Source organism: Serratia sp. CY33525 (assembly GCF_052169115.1).
Taxonomy (GTDB): Bacteria; Pseudomonadota; Gammaproteobacteria; order Enterobacterales; family Enterobacteriaceae; genus Serratia; species Serratia sarumanii.
Window position 1 is genome coordinate 646212 of record NZ_JBJNLK010000001.1, and the last position, 22958, is coordinate 669169.

Here is a 22958-nt window from a genome sequence, read left to right on the forward strand (position 1 = left end):
CATTTGCTTACGGCCACATGGCACCAAGATACAGGTTTGTGGCGGTCCGGCACAACAGTGATTGCCTTATCTTACCCACTTTGCCCCGGCGGCCAAAACCCAAAGCGCCGCCTTCATGATCTGACCCCTTATTCGCGCCCGGCGGCGGTGCAGACCAGGAGCAGATCCCCCAGCTCTTCCAACTGCTGCGCCAGCTCCATGCTGAGCCAGACATAGCCGTAAATCGGCGCTTCGCCGTGCTGGCCGAGGCTGACCTCCTGCATCAGCGTTTTCAGCTCGCCGGCGATCTCCGCCAACTGCCCCGCCGCCGCCTGCCGCTGTTCCTGCGGCCCTTCGCGCATCAGCACCGCCAGCGATTCCAGCGAGCTCAGCGTCAGCAGCTGGGTGCTGCGCAGCGTGCGGGCGTTCAACATGATGAAGTGCGTTTCACGCGAGGCCCAGTAGGCGTCGGCCATCAGCTCCAGCGTGCATACCAGATTGCGGCTGAGGGTTTGCACCGCCTCGAACACCGCTTTGGGAATGCGGGTTTCCTTACTGGCGGGCACGATCAGGCTGCGCAGCTTCACCACCTGATTCAACAGATCCTTGAGCTGCGGCTCCAGCCGCGGCCGCTCAATGACGTTCGGCGAAAAATACGCGCCATAGAGGCGGGCGGCGGTTTGCAGGCAGTCCGCCATTTGCATGCGCCACAGAATATAGGCGCGCTGTGGGTAGATGCTGGTGAACAGCAGCGCCAGCAGCGAGCCGAAGATCACGTCGCCGCTGCGCCACAGCGCGGTGTGCATGTCGCCGGCGCCCGCGCCGCACACCACCGCCAGCGTGATCCCCACCAGCAGCGCCATATACGGCCGCTTGCCGAGCGTCAGGTAACCGCAGACGAACATCACCACGCCGCACCAGGCCAGCATCAGCGGCAGCGAATAGAGTTCCAGATACAGGGCGATCAGGCCGGAAGCGGCGCCGAACACCGTGCCGGCAATGCGTTGCAGCGCCCGCTGCAGCACGTTACCCCAAAATGAGATCGGCCCCATCACCACCACCAGGGTGATCAGCGGCCAGGTGCCTTCAGGCACCGCCAGCAAGCGGATCAGCAGAAAGGTCAGGATAAACGCCAACCCAATGCGCACGCCGTGAACGATGCGATAGTGCCGATAGGTCAGTAATTCAAGGGAAGAGATTTTTCGATCGAGGCGCACGATGCCTCCGATAAAGACCAGCCAGGCCGCTATTTTAGCGGAGGAAGCCCGGCAAGGAAAAGGCGAATGAGGCGTCCCCCATTCGCGGTCAGGCTCAGGCGGCGTACTTGTCGACCAACGCGCGCAGAGCGGCGGCGGTTTCGACATCCATCACGCCGTCATACTTCTGCTGGCGGAAGTGCAGCTGGAACGCGCGCACCAGCTGACGATAGCCTTCTGCGGTGTTCGCCGCCGAGGTATCGTAGCCGTATTGGGCGAACAGTTTCAGCAGCTCGGCCTGCGCCGGCAGCCCCTGGCGGCAGTATTCCTGCTGGCGCTGCTGCTTGGTCGCCTCGTCATACCAGGCGCCGACGCCGGCCTGATACAGCTGCTGCCACGGGAACTGCGGGCCCGGATCGCTCTTGCGGCCCGGCGCGATGTCGGAGTGCGCCACCACGTTCACCGGCGAGATGTCCGGATAACGCTGCAGGATGTTCTGCGCCAGCTGGGTGACCGCCTCGATCTGCTGCGGGTTGAACGGCGGGAAGGTGATGTTTCCACCGTCGCCGCTCGCCAGGTTGACGATCTCGATGCCGATCGAGGTGTCGTTGATATTGCTGCGGGTGCCCCACTGGCTGGCGCCGGCATGCCAAGCGCGCTCGTTCTCATCCACCAGATTGAAAATGCGCACGCCGCTGAAGCCGGCGGCCTGATAGGTGGCTTCGGTCGGATCCGGCACCAGATAGTGTGCGCTGACCGATTTTCCGGTCAACGACTTCACCGAGTCGGCGAAGTTTTGCGCCGTGTAGTGCAGCACCAGAAAACGCACGCGGTGGCCGAAGCTGGCGACCGATCGGTAGCTATTGTAATCAATCTTGTACATCGTAAAGTCCCTCTCTCGCTTAATTTCACTGAGCGGCCCCTCATCATGGCAGGCCGCCCCGCACAGGTGAACCTTTGGCTCACCCTTTTTGTTTTAGCTAATTGCTAAATTATGCGCAAGCGTTTTTTAGCAAAACCGTTATTTACCTTTTTGCTAAAGAGTGCGATCATGGCACGATGGAAACTAAAGAAATCAGGCGCAACAATCTGCGCGAATTGATGGCCCGCTACGCCCGGCAAGGCGTCAACCAGAATGAATTCGCCACGCTGGTTGAGTCTTCCGCGCCGACGCTGAGCCAAATCATCGGAGAAAAATCCTCCCGCAATCTTGGCGACAATCTGGCCAGGCGGATCGAGGCCAGGCTGAATTTGCCCAAGGGCTGGTTCGACGTGTTTCACGAAAAGCAGCTGGTGCGCCCGTTTGACAACGTGGCAGCGGAGTCGGACTTCCAGCCCGCCCGTTTGAAACCGGTGGTATGGGAAGATACCGAACAAGACAAGGAAGAGTTTGTGGAGATCCCGCTGCTGGATATCGATTTTTCTGCCGGCGACGGCTGCTACGAAATCGTCGATCGCGAGGAGTTTTCGCTGATCTTCCGCCGTTACTATCTGCACAAGATGGGGGTGGCGGTCAACGCCGCGCGCATTATCCGCATTTCCGGCTCCAGCATGGAACCGCGTCTGCAGGACGGCGACGTGGTCGGCATCAACACCGACGACACGCGCATCCGCGAAGGCAAGACCTACGCCATCCGCCACGGCAATTTGCTGCGGGTGAAGGTGCTGATCGAGCAGCCGGACGGCGGCGTCGTCATCCGCTCCCTCAACCGGGAAGAGTACCAGGACGAGCATCTCAGTTATCAGCAGCGCAAGGAGCAACTGGTGGTGCTCGGCCGCGTCTTCTGGTCCTCTTCGTCCTGGTAGCGGAGCAACCTCGGGCGCCCGGTGCGCCCGGCGGTTATTTGAAGTCCACCACCATCTGCTGCTGGATAGACAGCCCGCGGGTCGACTGCACGCAGCCGGCGATATAGTCGGTAAAGCGCGGCGGCTTCGGCATGCCCAGCTTGAGGATCTTTTCGTTGCTGAAACGCACGTTGAGCATGGCGAACGATCCGTACAGGCGCATCGCCTTGAGCATCAGCCGCTCGTTGCACGGGCCGAAAATGTCTTTCAGCTGGCGGCGCATTTTCACCAGCGCGTCATACGTCACCTGCGCATACTCATCGCCCACCGGCGCCTTTTCCAGCGCCGCCGCCATGGCGCGGTCGATTTCGGCAAAGCTGACGCTGCTCTCCTCACCGGCGGAGATGTGATAAACGTCGTTCTCCAGCGTTTCGCTGTTCATCAGCATCACCAGCGCATCCGCGCAGTAGTCCGCCGGGATCACATCGATATTGTCCTGCAGCGAGCACATGAATTTGCGCAGCATCAGCGCCATGCCGAACACCCAGAAAATACTGCTGGAAGGCTGGCAGCCCAGGCGGGTGTGGCCCACCACGATCGACGGACGAGCGATGGTCAGCGGCAGTTGCGGGCAGCGCTGGCGCATCAGCTGTTCGATGGTGGATTTGGAACGGGTGTATTCCACCAGATGCTCGGCGTCTTCCTCAAACTCGCCGCTCTCCGCCACCAGCGAACCCGGCTCCGGCGAACAGGACATGGCGGTACCGACGTGCAGGAAACGTTTTAATCCCGGCACCTGCGCCATTCTTTCGGCAAAGGCCAGAGTGCCTTCTACGTTTACCTTCCAAATGAGCGGGTTATTACCAAATGAAGCAACGGCCGCGCAGTTAATAACGTGCGTGACTTTGTTAATACGTGCGTCAATTAAAAAGTCGGCCGGCTCGGAAAGGTCGCCCAACAATATATTTTCTATCGTAATTTTAGACAGCAGGTTCGCGTCGATATTAAACTTTTCCATATTCGCGCGAATACGGGCCAGCCCTTGTTGTGCATCGTCGGCGCGCACCAGCAAAAGATAATTAACAGACTGATTTTCAATCAATAATTTCTCGAGAACCGCACCACCCAAAAAGCCGGTAGCGCCGGTCAACAGTAGCGTTTTCATAATTGTCATCCACATTGGTATTGAATATGGGAGATTGTATCTGCGGGTATTTAAACAAATATTAAATAGAATTACGGCGCCAGAAATCACTTCTCTTAATATTATCTTAAGGAATCTTTTGATACATCCAACGTGGATTTAGTAACAAAAGAATCTCATCTATTTTATGATTAATCTCTGCCGTTTAAATACCATTGATGTAGCACCTGATTTAATTTAGCGGTCAATGTTATTTCTCTTATCGTCCGTGGAGGACTTATGACCTATAACCAAAAAATCTGGTTGGGGGTTTTGCTGCTGTGCGCCCTGTTTTGGGGGGCGGTGATAAGCGGCGCCTGTTCGCTGTATAACCGGGCGGATCGCTTCCAGGCTCACCACCCGGAGAGCGAGCTCGCCGCTCGCCACAGCCAGCCCCCTTGCACGCAACCCAGCTCACAGGCATCAAGCGCCCCCCGGAATGGGTAGGGACAAGACCCGCTAACGATCCTATTATGCCCTAAGGTTAACAGGGAGATAACGATGGCTCGAAAGCTGGATAGCTTACCGCAGGCACAACGCGAAAAAATAGAAACCGATTTGCTGGCCATCAGCGTGATCTACAATGAGCGCTACGGCATCGCCTCGACCCAGGCGGAAACGGAACGACAGATCCCCGACCACCTGCTCCCCTACTTTCATCAACGGCTGGATTACTATCGCCGTGCGTAATTGCGCGCATTTCGCTAACCGTCGCTTGGCATCGCTCCCTACGCCGTTACAATAGGAACATATTGTATCCGCCACTGAAGAGACGCGATTTTGAGCAGCAAGGCAACGGCCACATTTTATATTCACGATTACGAAACCTTCGGCAAAAGCCCGTCGCTGGACCGCCCGGCGCAGTTTGCCGGCGTGCGCACCGATATGGATTTCAACATTATCGAAGAGCCGCTGGTCATCTACTGCGCCCCGGCCGACGACTACCTGCCGGAACCCGAGGCGGTGATGATCACCGGCATCACGCCGCAGGTGGCGCGCGCCAAAGGCGTTAACGAAGCCGAATTCACCCGCCAAATCCACCAGGCCTTCAGCGTGGCCGGCACCTGCATTCTCGGTTACAACAACATCCGTTTCGATGACGAAGTGAGCCGCAATATCTTCTATCGCAACTTCTACGATCCCTATGCCTACAGCTGGCAAAACGGCAACTCGCGCTGGGACCTGCTGGATGTGATGCGCGCCTGCTACGCCCTGCGCCCGGACGGCATCGTCTGGCCGGAAAACGAAGACGGCTTCTCCAGCTTCCGCCTGGAGCATCTCACGCGCGCCAACGGCGTCGAGCACACGCAGGCTCACGACGCAATGTCGGACGTTTACGCCACCATCGCCATGGCCAAGCTGGTCAAGCAGGCGCAGCCGCGGCTGTTCGATTTCCTGTTGCAGCACCGCAACAAGCACAAGCTGAACGCCCTGATCGACGTCGCCGAAATGACGCCGCTGGTGCACGTCTCCGGCATGTTCGGCGCGGCGCGCGGCAACACCAGCTGGGTGTCGCCGTTGGCCTGGCACCCGGACAACAAAAACGCGGTGATCATGTGCGATCTCGCCGGCGATATGACGCCGCTGCTGACGCTGAGCGCCGAGCAGCTGCGTGAACGGCTGTACACCCGCCGCGACGACCTGGCGCCGGATCAGGCGCCGGTGCCGATCAAGCTGGTGCACATCAACAAATGCCCGGTGCTGGCGCCGGCCAAAACCCTGCTGCCGGAGAACGCCGAGCGGCTGGGCATCGATCGCCAGGCCTGCCTGCAAAACCTACAGCTGCTGAAACAGCACCCGGAAGTGCGTGAGAAAGTGGTGGCGCTGTTCGCCGAAGCCGAGCCGTTCAAAGGCTCCGACGACGTCGACGCCCGGCTGTATGACGGCTTCTTCAGCGACGCCGACAAGGCGGCGATGAGGATTATCCAGCAGACCAAGCCGCAGAACCTGCCGGCGCTGGATCTGGCCTTCAGCGACGGCCGCATGAAAGAGCTGCTGTTCCGCTTCCGCGCGCGCAACTACCCGAATACGCTGGACGATGCCGAACAGCGCCGCTGGCTGCAGCACCGCCAGGAAGCGCTGAGCGCGGAGCGCGTGCACAGTTACCTGCTGCAGCTCGAATCGCTGTATAACCTGCACGAAGGCGACAAAGAGAAAACCGCCCTGTTGAAAGCGCTGTTCGATTACGGCAAAGAGTTGGTGGGGTAAACCCGCAGCAAGCAGAAAAGGAAAAGGCCGCAAATGCGGCCTTTTTTGTGGCTGAGGAGACGGCTCGCGCTTAGGCGGCGTCTTCGCTCGCTTGCGGCACCGGCAGACGGAAGCTGCGGGTGACGAAGGCCAGGTAGATCAGACCGATGGCCGCCCAGACCAGGCCCAGCGTCATCGAGCTGGCTTCCAGGTTGATCCACAGCGCGCCGACGGTCAATGCGCCCAGCACCGGCAGGATCAGGTAGTTGAACGTGTCTTTCACGGTGCGGTTCATCTTGTCGCGAATATAGAACTGCGAAATCACCGACAGGTTGACGAAGGTGAAGGCCACCAACGCACCAAAGTTGATCAGCGCGGTCGCGGTCACCAGGTCAAACGACACGGCGGACAGCGCGATGGCGCCAACCAGCAGCACGTTCAGCGCCGGGGTACGCCACTTCGGATGTACATAGCCGAAGAAACGAGTCGGGAACACGCCGTCGCGGCCCATCACGTACATCAGACGCGAAACGCCCGCGTGCGCCGCCATGCCTGACGCCAATACCGTCACGCAGGAGAACACCAGGATCACCGACTGGAAGAATTTGCCCGCCACGTACAGCATGATTTCAGGCTGCGACGCGTCAGGATCCTTGAAGCGCGAGATGTCCGGGAAGTACAGCTGCACGAAGTAAGACACCACGATAAAGATGATGCCGCCGATCAGCGCCGTCAGGAAGATGGCTTTCGGGATCACTTTTTCCGCGTCTTTGGTCTCTTCAGACAGCGAGCTGATGCCGTCGAAGCCCAGGAACGAGAAGCACAGGATGGTCGCGCCGGTAATCATCGGCACCACGTGAGCGTTATCGGACCAGAATGGGCGGCTGCTGACCAGCGTACCGGCGCCTTCGCCGTGGTAAACGCCGTTGATCACCAGGCCGAGGAACACGATCATGATCGCCACCTGCACCACCACGATGATGGAGTTCAGGTTAGCCACCAGCTTGATGCCGCGCAGGTTGAAAATCGTCATCAAGCCGACCAGCACCGCCACGAAAATCCAGGACGGAACGCCCGGGAAGATCGCTTCCAGGTAAATCTTGGCCAGCAAAATGTTGATCATCGGCATGAACAGGTAGTCCAGCAGCGATGACCAGCCCACCATAAAGCCGACGTGCGGGCTGATGGCTTTCTGGGCGTAAGTGTAGGCAGAACCGGCGGAAGGGAACTTCTTCACCAGTTTGCCGTAGCTCAGGGCGGTAAACAGGATCGCCAGCAGAGCGAAGGCGTACGCGGTCGCGACGTGACCATCGGTCAGGCCGGATACGATGCCGAAGGTATCGAAGATGGTCATTGGCTGCAGATAAGCCAGGCCCATCATCACTACCGGAACCAAAGTCAGGGTTTTACGCAGCTGAGTGCGCTGAGCCGGAGCGGCGTTGAGGGTGTTATCGGACATTGTTCAGCCCCCCCTTACCTTGAGCCTTGCGGATGGCGGACACGCCAAGACTTAAGGTTGCGGGGAAACTTCGCAACGAGCGACTTAATTCTAAAAGAAGGGGATTGTAAGCTGGATAACGGGTCGAGGTAACCTCGGCTGCTCCATAGTCGCTGCGGCCACAGCGGAAACCGGCGGGCACCGGTGCTAAAGTGAAAAATTGCCCCATCTTTCTAATCCTCATGAGTCACGACCATAAAGTTTTGTTTGATCGTGCACGAAACTATTTATCTATCCGGATCGGTGTCCGGCCTCGCTTGGTGTATGAAACGCTACGTTGGTAAAACTTAATGCAAAAAAAATAACCGACGCGTTAAAACGTCGGCTATCTGCATTTGAGATATTTTGCACCAGAATGCCTCCGGATGACAAGATCCGGAAGCCCTCAAATACAAATTCTTTTTGTCGATCGAACGGAAAACCGGCCCGGCAGGCGAATTAATCCACTACCGGCAGGCCGGTCGGCCGCACATACCTCTTACTTTATACGCCCATTCAGGCATTTTTCAACATCCAGTCAATCTCGGTTTCCGTCACCCGCCGCTCGAACTGCAGCAGTTCGTCGGTCTTGCAGGCGTGATAAACCTGGGTGAAACGCTCGCCCAGATAGTGGGTCAGCGCGTGCTGATGTTCAAACTCGTATAGCGCGTCGCTCTGGCGGATCGGCAGCGGCAGCCCCTCCTGCTCCAGCCCGTTGCCGGTCACCGGCTCAGGCAGCGGCAGCGCGTTGTCCAGCCCGTACAGCATGCCGGCCAGGATCGCCGCCATCACCAGATATGGATTGGCGTCGGCGCCGGCCACGCGATACTCCACCCGATGGTTCTCCGGTTCGCCGCAGGGAATGCGCAGCGCCACGGTGCGGTTGTTGTGGCCCCAGGCGGCCTGGATCGGCACATACATCCCAGGCTGGAAACGCCGGTAGGCGTTGACGTTCGGCGCCAGCAGCGCCATCGACGCCGGCATCAGGGTGATCATCCCGGCCAGCGCCTGTTTCAGCAGTGGCGAATCCTCGCCTTCGTCGTCGGCGAACAGGTTGTTGCCCGCGCCGTCCTGCATGCTGACATGCACGTGCATGCCGCTACCGGCATGATCCTCGTAGGGCTTGGCCATAAAGGTGGCGTGCATGCCGTGGTTCTCGGCCACCAGCCGCACCAGCCGTTTCAGCGCCAGCGCGTGGTCGCAGGCCAGCAAGATATCGTCGGTATGACGCAGGTTGACCTCGAACTGCCCCGGCGACGCCTCCGCCACCGCGCCGTCCGCCGGCAGCCCCTGCAGCTTCGCCAGCGCGTCGATGTCGTTCAGCACCTCGGCGAAATGGTTCAGGTTATCGACGGAGTACACCTGGCTTTGGGTGTTGCGCTCCTGGGTGCCGGGCGCGCACGGCGGCTGCAGATCGCCCTCCGCGTCGCGCTGCCGATCGATGAGATAAAACTCCAGCTCTACCGCTGCCACCGGGAACAAGCCGCGCTGTCGCAGCGCCTGCCACACGCGGTTCAACACATTGCGGGGTTCAACGTCAAAGGGAGTGCCATCTTCATCCAGCATGGTCAGCAGCACCTGGCCGATATGCTGCGGATCGGCGGCCGACGGCGTCAGCGAGCCGGGCACCGGCAGGCAAATGCGGTCCGGCTCGCCGAGCTCTTGCCCAAGGCCGGTCTCCTCCACCACGTTGCCGAGGATGTCCATGGCGAACACCGACGCGGGGAAGTAGCTGCCTTTTTCCAGTTTTTTCAACCCTGAGACGGGTATGCGTTTGCCGCGGAAGGAACCATTGAGATCGGTGAGAAGGATATCGACATACTGCGTGGCGGGATGGCGTTCCAAATAATGAGCAACCTCATTTTGGAACGCGCTACTTCGCCTCTCTTCATGATGCTGTGCAAAATGTTCAACTGCTGCGCTATTGGTTTGCATACGTCACCCGCCATTATGCTCTTAAGGCGCGTTGGCGCCCGTCCGCCGTTCGATTCAACACATGATTGGATTTCTCGCCAGGCTGCGCCGCTGCCGGGCGCTCAAAATAACATCCACACCATGAAACATAGTCTTAACAGAATAGGTTTGCAAATGTTACAATCCTGTTTGATTATTCGCCGCCGGCTGCTAAATTGATAAAATATTGACCGAAAAGGCCTTGCCGCCATTTTTACGTCAACTATTTCGTCCAACGCACCGAGAGTGAACATGGGCAATATATTTTCCAAACCTGCCCTAACTACCGATATCATGCAACATCGTTATCGCCCAGACAGGCGCCCGATAGCGATATTCATGTCTGCCTGTCGCCCCTACCAGAAGGAAGTACCGCTATGAGCGAAGCCAGCTTGGCACCGGGCAAACGCCTGTCGCAGATCCGTCAGCAATTGGGTTTGTCGCAGCGCCGGGTCGCCGAACTGTCCGGGTTAACCCACAGTGCGATCAGCACCATCGAACAGGACAAGGTCAGCCCGGCCATCAGCACGCTGCAAAAGCTGCTGAAGGTGTATGGCCTGTCGCTGTCTGAATTCTTTGCCGAACCGGAAGCCGTCGACGAGCCGCGCGTGGTGATCGACGCCGAGGATCTGATTGAGATCGGCAGCCAGGGGGTGTCGATGAAGCTGGTGCACAACGGCAGCCCGACGCGTAACCTGGCGATGATGCTGGAAACCTACCAGCCCGGCACCACCACCGGTGAAAAGATCAAGCACCAGGGCGAAGAGATCGGCACCCTGCTGGAGGGCGAGATCGTGCTGACCATCAACGGCCAGAGCTACTGCCTGACCGCCGGCCAGAGTTACGCCATCAACACCGGCATTCCGCACAGCTTCAGCAATACCTCGGCGCGCATCTGCCGCATCGTCAGCGCACACACCCCCACCACCTTCTGAGCGCTTCTCGCACCGGCGCAGCCTGACGCGGGTTGCGCCCCGCCCGCCAACGCGTTTTTCACCGCCGTTATGCCATTTTGTTGGTTGCCAACGGCGCAATCTGTGTTACAACAGAGCAAATCAGCCATCTAAACATCTAAACGGCCTTAATACCCTATGTCAACCGCAACGCCTTCACGCCTCGAGATGCGCAATATCTCGATCGCCTTCGCCGGTTTCAACGCGCTGCAGGACGTGGACTTCACGCTGCAGGGCGGTTCAATCCACGCGCTGGTCGGCGCCAACGGCGCGGGCAAGTCGACGCTGATGGCGATCCTCTCCGGCGCCCACGATCATTATCGCGGCGAGATCCTGATCGACGGCCAGGCGGTGGCGATCCACTCCCCGCTGCAGGCGCGCCGCCACGGTATTCACGTGGTGCAGCAAGAGGTCGACGTCGCGCTGATCCCCACGCTGTCGGTGGCGGAAAACATCATGCTGGACTGGCTGAACGAACCGGGCCACTGGCTGAACTGGGCGGAGCTGCACCGCCGCGCCGCGCAGCTGCTGCAGCAATGGGCGTTGCCGCTCAACCCGCGCAGGCGGCTGGCGGACTGCACGCTGGCGGAAAAACAGCAGGTGCTGCTGGCGCGCGCGCTGTCGCACCGCTGCCGTTTTCTGGTGCTCGACGAACCGACCGCCCCGCTCGATCGCGCCGAGAGCGAGCGCCTGTTTAACGTGGTGCGCCGCCTGCAATCCGAAGGTATCGGCATCGTATTTATTTCCCACCGCATCCACGAACTGAGCGACATTTGCGATCGGCTGACGGTGCTGCGCGACGGCCGGCGCGTCAGCGAGGACGCCATGCGCGGGCTGAGCGGCGAACAGATCGTCGAGAAGATGCTCGGTCATCGGCTGGACGATATTTTCCCGCCGCCGCGCCCGCCGCACGCCGAGCGAACGCTGCTGCAGGTGCAAGGCTTGCGCGATCGCCACAAGCTGCGCGACGTTTCGCTGCGGCTGCATGAGGGCGAAATTCTCGGCATCGCCGGGCTGGCGGGAGCCGGCAAAACCGAGCTGTGCAAAGCGCTGTTCGGCGCCAGCGCCGTGCAGCTTGAGCGCGGCGAACTGCGCGGGCAGCCCTGGGCGCCGCGCGCACCGCACCTCTCGGTCGAACAAGGATTGGCGCTGGTGCCGGAGGAACGCCGCAAAGAAGGCATTTTCATCGATGAGGCGATCCCGATGAACCTGAGCGTCAGCGCCGACGACAGCTTCTCGCGCTGGAGCCTGTTCAGCCGGCGACAAGAGCTGCGCTGGGCGCGCGAGATCATGCAGCGCCTGAACATTCGCGCCTCGGGCCCGCAACAGCGGCTGGCGCGCCTGTCCGGCGGCAATCAACAAAAAGTGGCGATCGGCAAATGGCTGCGCGGCGACGCCGAGGTGCTGATCTTCGATGAACCGACCAAGGGCGTGGACATCAAGGCCAAGCAAGAGCTGTTTGGCCTGATCGACGGCCTGGCGCGCGCCGGCAAAGGCGTGATTTACGCCTCCGGCGAGTTCGCCGAGCTGGTTGGCCTGTGCGATCGCATCTGCGTGCTGTGGGACGGCCGCATCGTGGCGGAGTTGAACGCCGCCGACATCGACGAAGAAACCTTATTGCTCTATTCCACCGGAGGAACCCCTGCGTGAGTAAAGAATTAGCCCTGCGGCCTGCGCTGCCCTGGCGCCAACAGCTGTTCGATTTCCTCTACAAATGGGGCATGCTGCTGACCGTGGCGGCGCTGATCGCCCTGTTCGGCCTGGCGTCGGACAACTTCCTCGATGCCAACAACATCATCAATATCCTGCGTTCGATCGCTATCGTGACGGTGATCGCCATCGGCGTCTCTATCTCGCTGTCGGTTGGCGGTTTCGATCTGTCGGTCGGCTCGACCGCCTCGCTGGCCAACGCGCTGGTGATTTCGCTGTTCGTCTGGCACGGGTTCGGCACCACAGGCGCCATCGTAGTGACGCTGCTGCTGTGCACGCTGGTCGGCCTGTTCAACGCCCTGCTGATCGTGGTGTTCAGAATTCCCGATATGCTGGCGACGCTGGCCAGCCTGTTCGTGATCCAGGGCGTGGCGATGACCTACAGCTACGGCGGATCCATCACCCAAAACATGGTGCTACCGAATGGCGACATGGCGGAAGGCCTGATCCCGGAGGTGTTTTCCGCCCTCGGCCAGGTGCCGGTGATCGTGCTGATCATGCTGGCGGTCACCGTGGCGGTGCAGCTGTTCCTGTCGTTGACCAAGCATGGCCGCCGCATGTATGCCATCGGCGGCAACCCCGAGGCGGCGCGCCTTTCGGGCATCCGCACCGTGCGTTACAGGGTTGCCGCTTATGTCATTTCCTCTTGGTTGGCGGCGCTTGGCGGCATCTTGCTGGCGTCACGTATCGGCTCTTCGCAGGTCAACGCCGGCGGCGGCTATCTGATGGACGCGGTGGCGGCGGCCTATATCGGCTTCTCGCTGGCCGGGGCCGGCAAACCTAATGCGCTCGGCACTCTGATCGGCGCGGTGATCCTCGGCGTGCTGCAAAACGGGCTGGTGATGCTGTCGGTGCCCTACTACGCCATGGACATTATCAAAGGCCTGGTGCTGGCGCTGGCGCTGGCCATCACCTATATACAGAAACGCTGATCCTCCCCGGCGCACGCCCGCTGCGCCGCTTTTCCCTTTAATTCATCCGGTTAAACTTTCCCGCCAGCAAAACCAGCATACAAATGATATGGATTATCATTAGCGTTTACATTCAGAAAAAAATCCTTACAATAGCCTCACGCAACGTTGACGAAGCTAAGCATTTCTCAGCGAAAGACGAACAATTTCATTAGAAATTCAATTGGTTAATTACTTTCACTTCAATCCAGGAAAGGTTTACCTCATGGAAACGCCACGTTACAGCAAGCTCGCCGCTCTGGTGATCGCCTCACTCAGCGCCACCGCCGCGCTGGCCGCGCCGCAGGACGACACCCAGGACACCATGGTCGTCACCGCCTCCGGCTTCCAGCAAAAAATTCAGGACTCCGCCGCTTCCATCTCGGTGATCCCGCGCCAGCAGATCGAAGACAAGGCCTATCGCGACGTGACCGACGCGCTGAAAGACGTGCCGGGCGTGGTGATCACCGGCGGCGCCAGCAGCAGTGACATCAGCATCCGCGGCATGTCCTCCAAGTACACCCTGATCCTGGTGGACGGCAAGCGTGTCGACACCCGCGGCACCCGTCCGAACAGCGACAACGCCGGCATCGAACAGGGCTGGCTGCCGCCGATGGAAGCCATCGAGCGCATCGAAGTGGTGCGCGGGCCGATGTCTTCGCTGTACGGTTCCGACGCCATGGGCGGCGTGATCAACGTCATCACTCGCAAGACCTCCCGCACCGAGTGGAAAGGCTCGCTGCACGGCGACGCCACCATTCAGGAAAACCGCGATTCCGGCGATCTGTTCCAGACCAACGCCTACGCCTCCGGCCCGCTGGTTGAAGGGCTGCTCGGCCTGCGGGTCAACGGCCTGCTGTCGCGCCGCGCGGAAGATAAAATCGTCAACGGTTACAACGAACAGCGCATGCGCAGCGGCACCGCGGTGTTCACCCTGACGCCGGACGAGAAAAACGAATTCGACTTCGAAATCGGCCGTTCTCTGCAAGATCGCAACAGCACGCCGGGCAAATCGGTGGTGGCGGAGCGCTGCAGCAGAGGCAAATGCTCGCCGACGTCCCGCAGCGAAAGCCTGTATACGCGCACCAACTACTCGCTGACCCACAACGGCTATTATGACTTCGGCAACTCCACCAGCTACGTGCAGCGCGAAGAAACCGGTAACCCGGGCCGTAACATGAAGGCCTACAACACCATCTTCAACACCCAGAACCAGTTCGAGCTGGGTTCCCACATGCTGAACCTCGGCGGCCAATACCGCTATGAAAAACTGGGCGACGGCGGCAACCAGCTTGAGTCGGCTCAAGGTCTCAGCAAGCTGACGCGCTGGAGCTGGGCATTGTTCGCTGAAGACGAATGGGCGCTGACCAACGACTTCAGCCTGACCAGCGGCATCCGCATGGATCAGGATGAAAACTTCGGCAGCCACTGGACCCCGCGCATGTACGGCGTCTGGCACCTGACCGAACAGTGGACGCTGAAAGGCGGCGTCTCCGCCGGTTACAAATCGCCGGATCTGCGCCAATCCTCCCCTAACTGGGGGCAGGTCACCGGCGGCGGCGTGCGTAAAGGCATCATCGTCGGTAACCCGGATTTGCAGCCAGAGAAGAGCCTGAGCGAAGAAATCGGCCTGATGTGGGATAGCCTGAAAGGCGTTAACGCCGGCGTGACGGTCTTCAACACCGACTTTAAAGACAAGATCACCGAAGTGCGCCGCTGCGAAGACACGCCGGATTGCACCATCGGCGGCACGTCCTACGACTTTATCAGCGATCGCGTCAACGTCGACAAAGCCAACATGCGCGGCGTGGAAGCCACCTTCGGCTGGCAGATCAACAAAGACTGGAAGTGGAACACCAACTACACCTACACCGCTTCCGAACAGAAGAGCGGCGAGTTCCAGGGCAAGGCGCTCAACCAGATGCCGAAGCACATGCTGAACACCGTGCTGGACTGGCGCGCCACGCAGGACCTCAGCCTGTGGTCGCGCGTTAACTTCCGCAGCCGCACCTCTGACTACCTGAGCCGCACCTCGATGGCCAAGAGCACGCCGTCCTACACCTTCGTCGATGCGGGCCTGAGCTACCAGGCGGCGAAAAACCTGCAGCTGACCGGCGGGGTCTACAACATCCTCGACAAGACCGTGGATTACGACCACTACAACACCACGCTGGACGGCCGCCGTTACACCGTCGGCATGACCTATAACTTCTGATGCCCCCGGGCGCGCGCTGCGCGCCCTTTTCATTCCATCACCGTGAGGAAGCCCCATGAGATTACGCCGCTCCCCCCTGATGATCGCCCTGCTGGCCGCGATGGCGCTGGCGGGTTGCCACAGCAAAACCACTACGCCGGTAGCCGCAACCCCGGCCACCGTCAACGTCCAGCACCTGAACGGCAGCACCGAGGTGAAAAAGCACCCGCAGCGCATCGTGGTGCTGGATTACGCCTCGCTGGAAACGCTGCAGCTGCTGGGCGTCGAGCCGCTGGCGCTGCCCGGCAACCGCAAGAACTTGCCGGATAGCCTGAAGCGCTATCAGGACGACAAATACCTCAATGCCGGCACCCTGTTCGAGCCGGATATGGCCGTGCTGCGCGCCGCCAAGCCGGATCTGATCCTGATCGCCGGCCGGGCGTCCAAAGCCTATGACGAGCTGAACGCGCTGGCGCCGACGCTGAACATGTCCGTCGATCCGCAGGATCAGCTGGGCAGCCTGAAACAGCGCACGCTGCAGCTGGGCGAGCTGTTCGATAAGCAGCAGCAGGCGCAGGCGGCGGTCGATAAGCTGGATGCGCAGATCGCGGCGGTCAAACCACAGGCCGCTCAGGCCGGGCGCGGGCTGGTGGTGCTGTTCTCCGGCGGCAAGATCAGCGCCTACGCCCCCAAGAGCCGTTTCAGCTTCGTCTATGACGCCCTCGGCTTCTCGTCTGCGCTGCAGTCCGACGAAAAAGACGTGCGCGGCAACAAGCTGACGCCTGAGCAGGTGGCCAAACTGAATCCGGACTGGCTGTTCGTCATCGACAGAGACGCCGCGACCGGGCGGCCGAACGCGGTGGCGCCGCAGAAGATCCTCACCGGCACCGCGCTGAAGAAAACCACGGCGGTGAAAAAAGGCCAGGTGGTTTACCTGCCGGCGGCCGAGGTGTATCTGTCCGGCGGCATCGTCACCGCCCAGCACGTCGTCGAACGCGTGAGCGAGGCGCTGAACCACGCAGCACGATAAAGAAAGCCCGGCGATGCCGGGCTTTTTCTTGGATTAAATCGTCGGCTGGTTCACCAGACCGTCTATCAGCACCTGCGGCGTGCCCTGCGAACAGCGCTCGATACGCCCGCGCACGCCGTAGACCCGCGCCAGGCTCTGCGGCGTAATCACCTGATCTGGCGCGCCGTCGGCGATCAGATCGCCATCCTGCAGCATCAGCACGTGGTCGCCGTGGCGCAGCGCGATGTTGATGTCGTGCACCACCACCACCGTCACGATGTTGCGCTTGCGGGTTTCGCGGCGCACCAAATCCATCACGTGGAATTGATAGTTGAGATCGAGCGCGCTCAGCGGTTCATCCAGCAGCAGCAGCGAGGGCTGACGGATCAGCGACTGCGCCAACCCCACCAGCTGTTTCTGGCCGCCGGACAGCTGATCGAGATAGCTCAGCGCCAGGTGGGCGATACCCAATTGCTCCAGCAAAGCCATCACTTCCGCTTCGCTGCCGGCGTTGCTGCGGCCGCCCGATGCGCGCTGCGCCACGATGATCGACTCCAGCACGTGCAGGTGCACCCCGGCGGGCAGCGACTGCGGCAAATACACCACTTTCTCCGCCCGACGGGCGAACGGCATCTGCATCAGATCGCCGTCGTCCAGCCACAGCTTGCCCTGCGCCGGGTTCAGCCCGGCCAGCGAGCGCAGCAGCGTCGATTTGCCGCTGCCGTTCGGCCCCAGCAGCACGGTGATTTGCCCGCGCGGCAGCATCGGCACCGAGAGATCGTCGATCACCTGGCGCTTCGGGTAGCCCGCCGAGAAGTGTTCTATTCGCAGGCCCTGGCTCATACGTTCCCCCGGTGGCGCAGAATAATGCTCAGGAAGAACGGCACCCCGACCAGCGACGTGACGATGCCCACCGGAATGATCACGCCAGGCACCAGATTTTTCGACGCCACCGAGGCCATCGACAGCACCAGCGCGCCAATCAGCGCGCTGGCCGGCAGATAGAAACGGTGATCTTCGCCGAAGATCATGCGGGCGATGTGCGGCGCCACCAAGCCGATAAAGCCGATCGGCCCGACGAACGCCACCGCCAGCGCCGAAAGGATGCTGATGCGCAGCAGCGTGGTCAGCCGCAGACGGCGCACGTCGATGCCGAAGCTCACCGCCCGGTCTTCACCCAGGCGCAGCGCGGTCAGTTTCCACGAGCTCATCATCGACAGCGGCAGCAGCACGGCGAATACGCCGAACAGAATGCCCAGCTTGTCCCACGAGGCGCGCGCCAGGCTGCCCATAGTCCAGAACACCAGCCCCTGCAGCGTGTCCTCGCTGGCGATGAACTGCATCATCGACACCAGCGCGTTGAAGGTAAACACCAGCGCGATGCCGAACAGCACCACGCCGGAGGTGGCGACCCGCGTCCAGCGCGTGATGCCGTCGAGCATCAGCGCGGCGAACAGCGCGAAGATAAAGGCGTTGGCGGAGATGAACCACTGATCGGGAATGCCCGGAATGCCGATGCCGAGCACGATCGCCAGCGCGGCGCCAAAGGCCGCGGCGGAAGACACGCCGAGGGTAAAGGGGCTGGCCAGCGGGTTATTCAGGATGGTCTGCATTTCCGCCCCGGCCAGGCCGAGCGCAAACCCCACCACCACCGCCATCAGCGCGTAAGGCAAGCGGATGTCCCAGACGATCACCCGCGTGCCGGCATCGGCCGCCGCGGGGTCAAGCAGCGTTTGCCATAAGGACGACAGCGACAGCCCGGACGGCCCCATGGTGAAATCCAGCAGCAGCGAGCCCAGGATCGCCAGTGCCAATACGCCCATCATCAACAGGCGATGGCGAAGAATATGCTGATAACGCCCCATCACGCCGGCGTTGGGTTGCCCCTTGGCGTCAGTCATGGGATCGGTGGATACGCTCATTCGTTAAGATACCTGTTACAACCATCATGACAGCGGCGCGAAAGCGTCCGCCGTAAACCGGAAAGCGCGCGGCGACAGCCTGCGCGCAGCCGTCAACAATAAAGCAAACGATAATACTTATCAATCATATCAATAGGTGAAAACGGCGTTATCGAAATGTAATAAATTGTTTTTCCACGCCATTCTTCAATCCATCGCCTTTACCCCCGCTGCGGCCAGCAGGTTCATTATTCTGAAAGTTATTCCTGATCCGACCAGACTCTGACAAATAACGAAAAAACCACATAGAATCCAAAATCACAGCACCGAGCGTGCAAAAAACTTCAGGCCGCCGCAAGAGCGGCCTTATTGACGAGGCTGTAATGAGAAGTCCATCTCCGGCGGTAACGCCCAAACGCCCGGCGCTGCTGAACTGGCTGTTGCACAGCCCGCTGCACGCCGATGACGAGCCGTTTAAACGCCAGCTGCGGCTCACGCTGACGCCCTCTCCTCTCACTCCCTGGCTGAATGCCGTGGGGCCGGCGGCGCTGTTGGTGGGGTACGCCTGGCTGAACCAGCGGCTGGTCGGTATCGTTCTGCTGCTGCTGTTACTGCTGCTGACCGCCGGGCGCGCCTGGCTGGCACAGAGGCGCCAACCCGCCTGGCCGGACGCCATGCTGGTGACGGTGTTGCTGTGGATGCTGCTGGTCGGCGCCAGCGCCGCGCTGGCGATGCTGTCGGGCCGCTTTGTGCTGATCCTGTTCGCCGGTCTGACGATCACCGCTCTGGCCTGCTGGCTGATGCAGCGCCATGCCGCCGCGCCGCGTTTCGCGCTGCTTGAGGTGATCGCGCTGACGCTGCCCTACCTGCTGGCGGCGCCGCTGTCGCGCGTGCAAAACCTGTTCGTCCTGGCGGATCTCACGCCGCTGTGGCTGGTGCTGGCCCATGGCATGATCGCGCGCTACCACCGCCAGCGGGTACAGCACGTCACGCTGGCGTGGGAGAAGCAGCAGGCGTCCCACCGCGATCGCCTGACCGGCTTCCTCAACCGCGCGGGCGGCGAGGCGGTGATGCGCAACATCTGCCGCCCTGGTACGACACAGCCAATCTCTCACCTGTTCATTCTTGAATTCGGCCCGCTGGCGGCGCTTTACCAAAGCCACGGCGTGCAGATCGGCGACGACGTGCTGCGCACCGTCGGCGAGCGCCTCAAGACGCTGATCCGCCCCAGCGACTACGTCTGCCGCTACACCGGCGGCCTGTTTTTGATACTGGTGCACGATCTGCCCTACGGCGCGGAAAGCGAGTTCCTGGCGCGCATTGTGCCGCCGCTGGAAGCGCCCTACGATTTTGGCGCGTTCGGCGAGGTGAACATGCAACTCAACGCCGGCATTTTGGCGCTGACGCAGGATTATGCGACGGTGGAAGATTTGATGAGTTCGGCGCAGCAGGCACTGGCGGAAGCCAAAGCCGGGAAAAAGTAAAACCACACGCGGCGGGAGCTCCCGCCGCGTGTCACTCACCGAAGATTACTTCACGTCCATCTTCGGGAATTCCATTTCACTGTACTTCACGACGCGGGTGCCGCGCGACAGCTTGTAACCGAACCAAATCAGCAGGAACAGCGGAATGCCGATGTAGGTGGCGGTCACGCCGTACCAGTCGATCTTGTCTTGCAGGAAGGCCTGGTAGTTCTGGCCCAGGGTAATGATCAGGCACAGCACGAAGGCGAAGATCGGCCCCAGCGGGAAGAACCCGGAACGGTATGGCAAGTCGTTCAGATCGCGCCCCTGCAGCATGTAACCGCGACGGAAACGGTAGTGGCTGATGGCGATGCCCAACCAGGCGATGAAACCGGTCATGCCCGAGGTATTCAGCAGCCACAGGTAAACCGACTGGTTGCCGAACATCGAGGTCAGGAAGCACAGCCCGGCCACCACGCAGGTCGCATACAGCGCGTTGCGCGGCACGCCGCCTTTCGACAGCTTGGCGAAGATGCGCGGCGCCTTGCCTTCCGACGCCAGGGTGTACAGCATGCGGGTAGAGGCGTACATGCCCGAGTTACCGGCGGACAGCACCGCCGTCAGGATCACCGCGTTCATCACCGCCGCCGCCGACAGCAGGCCAGCATGCTGGAACACCAGGGTGAACGGGCTGACGCTGATGTCTTTCACGTCATTGCGCAGCAGGCTCGGATCGGTGTACGGAATGATCAGGCTGATGATCAGAATGGCGAAGATATAGAACAGCAGAATACGCCAGAACACCTGACGCACCGCGCGCGGGATGTTTTTACCCGGGTTCTCCGATTCGCCGGCCGCGATGCCGATGAGCTCGGTGCCCTGGAACGAGAAGCCGACGATCATCGCCACGCCAATCATCGCCGAGAAGCCGCCGGCGAACGGCGCGTCCCCTATCGTCCAGTTCTGCCAGCCGGCGTGCTCGCCGCCTTTCAGAATGCCGACGATCATCAGCACGCCGACGGCGATGAAGATAATCACGGTGCTGACCTTGATCAGCGCGAACCAGTATTCCGCCTCGCCGAACCCTTTCACCGAAATGTAGTTCAGCAGGAACATCAGGCCGAGGAACAGCGCGCTCCAGATCCAGCCGGGGGTGTCCGGGAACCAGTAGCTCATCACCAATTGCGAAGCCACCAGGTCAACGGCGATGGTCACCGCCCAGTTGTACCAGTAGTTCCAGCCCAGCGCGAAGCCGAAGCCTTCTTCCACGTATTTGGCGCCGTAGGTGGAGAATGAACCGGAAACCGGCATAAAGGCCGCCAGTTCGCCCAGGCTGGTCATCAGGAAGTACACCATCAAACCGATCAGAGCGTAAGACAACAGCGCCCCGCCGGGGCCTGCCTGAGAAACCGTGGCGCCCGAGGCGACAAACAGGCCGGTGCCGATGGAGCCGCCAATGGCGATCATGGTCAAATGCCGGGCTTTCAGCTCGCGGCGCAATCCGGGTGCTTGCTGCCCCGATGTTTTTATATCCTGCTGAGCCATTCGTACCCTATCTGCTCTTTGAAAAAATGAGGGCGGATTGTAACAAATACCCGCCGGTGAACTAGCAACATTGCACTGATATAAGATAGCTTCATAATTCAGAGGCAATTATTAGCCGCGACCCTTATGGCCTTACTTACTCTCATTAATGTGAGCGCGCGCAGGTTTTTATGCTTTCTTCGGCCTGCGCGGCAGCAGAGGGCGTGACGCGCTGTCGATTACAGCGCGCAATAGCTGAGAAAACGCTGCAAGGCGTTGGAAATGTGCTTTTGCCGATGGCGGATTAGGTACAGGGTGCGCCGCAGCGGCGGCAGCGGCACCGGCAGTTCCACCAGCGCGCCGCTGGCCAACTGTTCCGCCACCACCCGCCGCGACAGGCAACTGATGCCGATGCCGTGCCGCACCGCGTGCTTGATCGCCTCCGAGTTGCCGAGCTCCATCACCAGCTGGAAATGCGGCAGGTGCGCCAACAGCAGATGATCCAGCACCTCACGGGTGCCCGAACCGCGCTCGCGCAGGATCCAAGGGGCATTGGCCAGCGCCTCCAGCGTTGGCGGCTGACGGGTCAGCGGGTTGTCCGGCGCGGCGAACACCACCAGCTCGTCCTCCAGCCACGGCTGCGTCACCAGCTCCGGCATATGGCAAGGCCCTTCGATCAGCCCCAGATCGACGCGGAAATCCGCCACCGCCACGATCACGTCCTGGCTGTTGCCGACGTTCAGCTCCAGCGGCGTGGCCGGAAAGTCCCGGCGGTAACGGGCGATCATCTCCGGCAGCATGTAGTTGCCGATCGTGCTGCTGGCGGCGATGCGCAGCGCCCCGCCGTCATGGCGAAACAGCTGCTCGATCTCCCCCGCCTGCTCCAGCAACGCCAGCGCCTTGGGATACAGCAACCGGCCGTGCTCGTTGATCACCAGCCGTTTGCCGACGCGATCGAACAGCTGCACGCCCAGCTGCCCCTCCAGATCCGCCAGCGCCGCGCTGACCGCCGACTGCGACAGCGCCAGCACCACCGAGGCCTGAGTGGTCGAACCGCTTTTCAGCACTTCGGTGAAGACTTCCAGTTGACGCAACGTGATATGCATAGCCGTCCCGGTAATGAAAAAGGGTTCTGCCAGAGAACCGCAAAATGATGTCAACATGCTGTGGGGAGCCCGGCGAGGCCACCCCGTTTACGGCCAATTCGGCGCGCTACTTACCCAAGGCGACCAGCTGCGCCGCCGCAGCCAGCGCCGCCTCGCGCGGCGTGCCGGCTTCGTCCCGCTGTATCAATTGCAGCATCGCCACGAGATGGTCGCGGTCGATCGCCTTGTTTTCTTCAATCAACCGCCGCACCGCGCGGCCCACTTCCCGGTCTATCTGCTCTCTGCGTTGATCGTCGGTATCCATCGCCTGCTCCTGTTCAGTTGGAAAGTTGACGGCGGTTCGCCGCTCCTCCTCACCCTAGCCGCAATGCGGCTGTATGCCAATGCC

Annotated in this window: 20 protein-coding genes; 10 read left to right on the plus strand and 10 right to left on the minus strand. The window is 60.8% G+C overall.

Going from position 1 to position 22958, the window contains the following annotated elements; genetic code table 11:
- Positions 1–128: 128 nt before the first annotated feature.
- Together ACJ8IM_RS03110 and ACJ8IM_RS03115 are read right to left on the minus strand one after the other, a co-directional pair.
- On the minus strand, positions 129–1196 hold the full coding sequence (locus tag ACJ8IM_RS03110; RefSeq protein ID WP_033647985.1) for an FUSC family protein: 1068 nt from the start codon (positions 1194–1196) through the stop codon (positions 129–131).
- 94 nt (positions 1197–1290) lie between these two features.
- On the minus strand, positions 1291–2058 hold the full coding sequence (locus ACJ8IM_RS03115) for an N-acetylmuramoyl-L-alanine amidase (RefSeq protein ID WP_033647986.1): 768 nt from the start codon (positions 2056–2058) through the stop codon (positions 1291–1293).
- 176 nt (positions 2059–2234) lie between these two features.
- Between ACJ8IM_RS03115 and ACJ8IM_RS03120 the strand changes: the two genes are divergently transcribed.
- Positions 2235–2981, plus strand: coding sequence for a S24 family peptidase (locus tag ACJ8IM_RS03120; RefSeq protein ID WP_004935623.1), 747 nt, complete (start codon positions 2235–2237; stop codon positions 2979–2981).
- Between the two features lie 34 nt (positions 2982–3015).
- On the opposite strand, the gene ACJ8IM_RS03125 is transcribed toward ACJ8IM_RS03120, so the two are convergent.
- A complete protein-coding gene (locus tag ACJ8IM_RS03125; protein ID WP_033655108.1) occupies positions 3016–4125 on the minus strand; it encodes an SDR family oxidoreductase in 1110 nt (369 codons plus the stop codon).
- Between the two features lie 519 nt (positions 4126–4644).
- On the opposite strand from ACJ8IM_RS03125, the gene ACJ8IM_RS03130 reads away from it, so the two are divergent.
- A complete protein-coding gene (locus ACJ8IM_RS03130; protein WP_033635247.1) occupies positions 4645–4833 on the plus strand; it encodes a DNA polymerase III subunit theta in 189 nt (62 codons plus the stop codon).
- A gap of 90 nt (positions 4834–4923) precedes the next feature.
- Positions 4924–6351 (plus strand): exodeoxyribonuclease I, encoded by a 1428-nt coding sequence (sbcB, locus tag ACJ8IM_RS03135; protein WP_101455532.1) that lies wholly within the window; start codon positions 4924–4926, stop codon positions 6349–6351.
- A 70-nt stretch (positions 6352–6421) separates the two neighbouring features.
- On the opposite strand, the gene ACJ8IM_RS03140 is transcribed toward sbcB, so the two are convergent.
- Complete coding sequence (locus tag ACJ8IM_RS03140; protein ID WP_033647989.1) at positions 6422–7789, minus strand: APC family permease; 1368 nt, start codon at positions 7787–7789, stop codon at positions 6422–6424.
- A gap of 534 nt (positions 7790–8323) precedes the next feature.
- On the minus strand, positions 8324–9742 hold the full coding sequence (locus ACJ8IM_RS03145; protein WP_033653807.1) for a glutamine synthetase family protein: 1419 nt from the start codon (positions 9740–9742) through the stop codon (positions 8324–8326).
- Between ACJ8IM_RS03145 and ACJ8IM_RS03150 the strand changes: the two genes are divergently transcribed.
- From ACJ8IM_RS03150 to ACJ8IM_RS03175, 6 genes are all read left to right on the plus strand, one after another.
- Positions 9656–9940, plus strand: coding sequence for a hypothetical protein (locus tag ACJ8IM_RS03150; protein ID WP_162057002.1), 285 nt, complete (start codon positions 9656–9658; stop codon positions 9938–9940). The two genes, ACJ8IM_RS03145 and ACJ8IM_RS03150, sit on opposite strands and share 87 nt — an antisense overlap.
- 197 nt (positions 9941–10137) lie before the next feature.
- Positions 10138–10695, plus strand: coding sequence for an HTH-type transcriptional regulator PuuR (gene puuR, locus ACJ8IM_RS03155; RefSeq protein ID WP_016927000.1), 558 nt, complete (start codon positions 10138–10140; stop codon positions 10693–10695).
- A 156-nt stretch (positions 10696–10851) separates the two neighbouring features.
- The gene (locus ACJ8IM_RS03160; protein ID WP_060430642.1) at positions 10852–12363 is read left to right on the plus strand and encodes a sugar ABC transporter ATP-binding protein; all 1512 of its coding nucleotides are present in this window, start codon (positions 10852–10854) and stop codon (positions 12361–12363) included.
- The gene (locus ACJ8IM_RS03165) at positions 12360–13355 is read left to right on the plus strand and encodes an ABC transporter permease (protein ID WP_033648150.1); all 996 of its coding nucleotides are present in this window, start codon (positions 12360–12362) and stop codon (positions 13353–13355) included. Before ACJ8IM_RS03160 ends, ACJ8IM_RS03165 begins: the two co-directional genes overlap by 4 nt.
- A gap of 244 nt (positions 13356–13599) precedes the next feature.
- Positions 13600–15588 carry a ligand-gated channel protein gene (locus ACJ8IM_RS03170; RefSeq protein ID WP_033653805.1) on the plus strand — a complete coding sequence of 663 codons (1989 nt, stop codon included), beginning with the start codon at positions 13600–13602 and terminating at the stop codon, positions 15586–15588.
- A 55-nt stretch (positions 15589–15643) separates the two neighbouring features.
- Positions 15644–16597: a siderophore ABC transporter substrate-binding protein gene (locus ACJ8IM_RS03175; RefSeq protein WP_033653804.1), complete on the plus strand. Its 954-nt coding sequence runs from the start codon at positions 15644–15646 to the stop codon at positions 16595–16597.
- 33 nt (positions 16598–16630) lie between these two features.
- On the opposite strand, the gene ACJ8IM_RS03180 is transcribed toward ACJ8IM_RS03175, so the two are convergent.
- Both ACJ8IM_RS03180 and ACJ8IM_RS03185 read right to left on the minus strand, forming a co-directional pair.
- Positions 16631–17419 (minus strand): ABC transporter ATP-binding protein, encoded by a 789-nt coding sequence (locus ACJ8IM_RS03180; RefSeq protein ID WP_033647994.1) that lies wholly within the window; start codon positions 17417–17419, stop codon positions 16631–16633.
- Positions 17416–18498 carry a FecCD family ABC transporter permease gene (locus ACJ8IM_RS03185; RefSeq protein WP_031300718.1) on the minus strand — a complete coding sequence of 361 codons (1083 nt, stop codon included), beginning with the start codon at positions 18496–18498 and terminating at the stop codon, positions 17416–17418. Before ACJ8IM_RS03185 ends, ACJ8IM_RS03180 begins: the two co-directional genes overlap by 4 nt.
- A gap of 362 nt (positions 18499–18860) precedes the next feature.
- On the opposite strand from ACJ8IM_RS03185, the gene ACJ8IM_RS03190 reads away from it, so the two are divergent.
- Positions 18861–19961, plus strand: a complete 1101-nt coding sequence (locus ACJ8IM_RS03190; RefSeq protein WP_033653803.1) for a GGDEF domain-containing protein — start codon at positions 18861–18863, stop codon at positions 19959–19961.
- Between the two features lie 45 nt (positions 19962–20006).
- On the opposite strand, the gene ACJ8IM_RS03195 is transcribed toward ACJ8IM_RS03190, so the two are convergent.
- The 3 genes from ACJ8IM_RS03195 to ACJ8IM_RS03205 form a co-directional block, all read right to left on the minus strand.
- A complete protein-coding gene (locus ACJ8IM_RS03195) occupies positions 20007–21485 on the minus strand; it encodes an amino acid permease (RefSeq protein WP_033635259.1) in 1479 nt (492 codons plus the stop codon).
- Between the two features lie 218 nt (positions 21486–21703).
- Entirely contained in the window at positions 21704–22570 is an 867-nt protein-coding gene (yieE, locus tag ACJ8IM_RS03200) for a DNA-binding transcriptional regulator YeiE (protein ID WP_016926991.1), read from the minus strand.
- 106 nt (positions 22571–22676) lie between these two features.
- The gene (locus ACJ8IM_RS03205) at positions 22677–22874 is read right to left on the minus strand and encodes a hypothetical protein (RefSeq protein ID WP_033647996.1); all 198 of its coding nucleotides are present in this window, start codon (positions 22872–22874) and stop codon (positions 22677–22679) included.
- Positions 22875–22958 lie beyond the last annotated feature (84 nt).

Excerpts from the sequence above, each read along its gene's own strand:
- yieE (WP_016926991.1), bottom strand. The coding sequence starts at position 22,570 with ATGCATATCACGTTGCGTCAACTGGAAGTCTTCACCGAAGTGCTGAAA.
- ACJ8IM_RS03195 (WP_033635259.1), bottom strand. The coding sequence starts at position 21,485 with ATGGCTCAGCAGGATATAAAAACATCGGGGCAGCAAGCACCCGGATTG.
- ACJ8IM_RS03150 (WP_162057002.1), top strand. The coding sequence starts at position 9,656 with ATGAGCAACCTCATTTTGGAACGCGCTACTTCGCCTCTCTTCATGATG.
- ACJ8IM_RS03140 (WP_033647989.1), bottom strand. The coding sequence starts at position 7,789 with ATGTCCGATAACACCCTCAACGCCGCTCCGGCTCAGCGCACTCAGCTG.
- puuR (WP_016927000.1), top strand. The coding sequence starts at position 10,138 with ATGAGCGAAGCCAGCTTGGCACCGGGCAAACGCCTGTCGCAGATCCGT.
- ACJ8IM_RS03205 (WP_033647996.1), bottom strand. The coding sequence starts at position 22,874 with ATGGATACCGACGATCAACGCAGAGAGCAGATAGACCGGGAAGTGGGC.
- ACJ8IM_RS03190 (WP_033653803.1), top strand. The coding sequence starts at position 18,861 with ATGAGAAGTCCATCTCCGGCGGTAACGCCCAAACGCCCGGCGCTGCTG.
- ACJ8IM_RS03180 (WP_033647994.1), bottom strand. The coding sequence starts at position 17,419 with ATGAGCCAGGGCCTGCGAATAGAACACTTCTCGGCGGGCTACCCGAAG.
- ACJ8IM_RS03170 (WP_033653805.1), top strand. The coding sequence starts at position 13,600 with ATGGAAACGCCACGTTACAGCAAGCTCGCCGCTCTGGTGATCGCCTCA.
- ACJ8IM_RS03145 (WP_033653807.1), bottom strand. The coding sequence starts at position 9,742 with ATGCAAACCAATAGCGCAGCAGTTGAACATTTTGCACAGCATCATGAA.
- ACJ8IM_RS03120 (WP_004935623.1), top strand. The coding sequence starts at position 2,235 with ATGGAAACTAAAGAAATCAGGCGCAACAATCTGCGCGAATTGATGGCC.
- ACJ8IM_RS03185 (WP_031300718.1), bottom strand. The coding sequence starts at position 18,498 with ATGAGCGTATCCACCGATCCCATGACTGACGCCAAGGGGCAACCCAAC.
- ACJ8IM_RS03115 (WP_033647986.1), bottom strand. The coding sequence starts at position 2,058 with ATGTACAAGATTGATTACAATAGCTACCGATCGGTCGCCAGCTTCGGC.
- ACJ8IM_RS03160 (WP_060430642.1), top strand. The coding sequence starts at position 10,852 with ATGTCAACCGCAACGCCTTCACGCCTCGAGATGCGCAATATCTCGATC.
- ACJ8IM_RS03125 (WP_033655108.1), bottom strand. The coding sequence starts at position 4,125 with ATGAAAACGCTACTGTTGACCGGCGCTACCGGCTTTTTGGGTGGTGCG.
- ACJ8IM_RS03130 (WP_033635247.1), top strand. The coding sequence starts at position 4,645 with ATGGCTCGAAAGCTGGATAGCTTACCGCAGGCACAACGCGAAAAAATA.
- ACJ8IM_RS03175 (WP_033653804.1), top strand. The coding sequence starts at position 15,644 with ATGAGATTACGCCGCTCCCCCCTGATGATCGCCCTGCTGGCCGCGATG.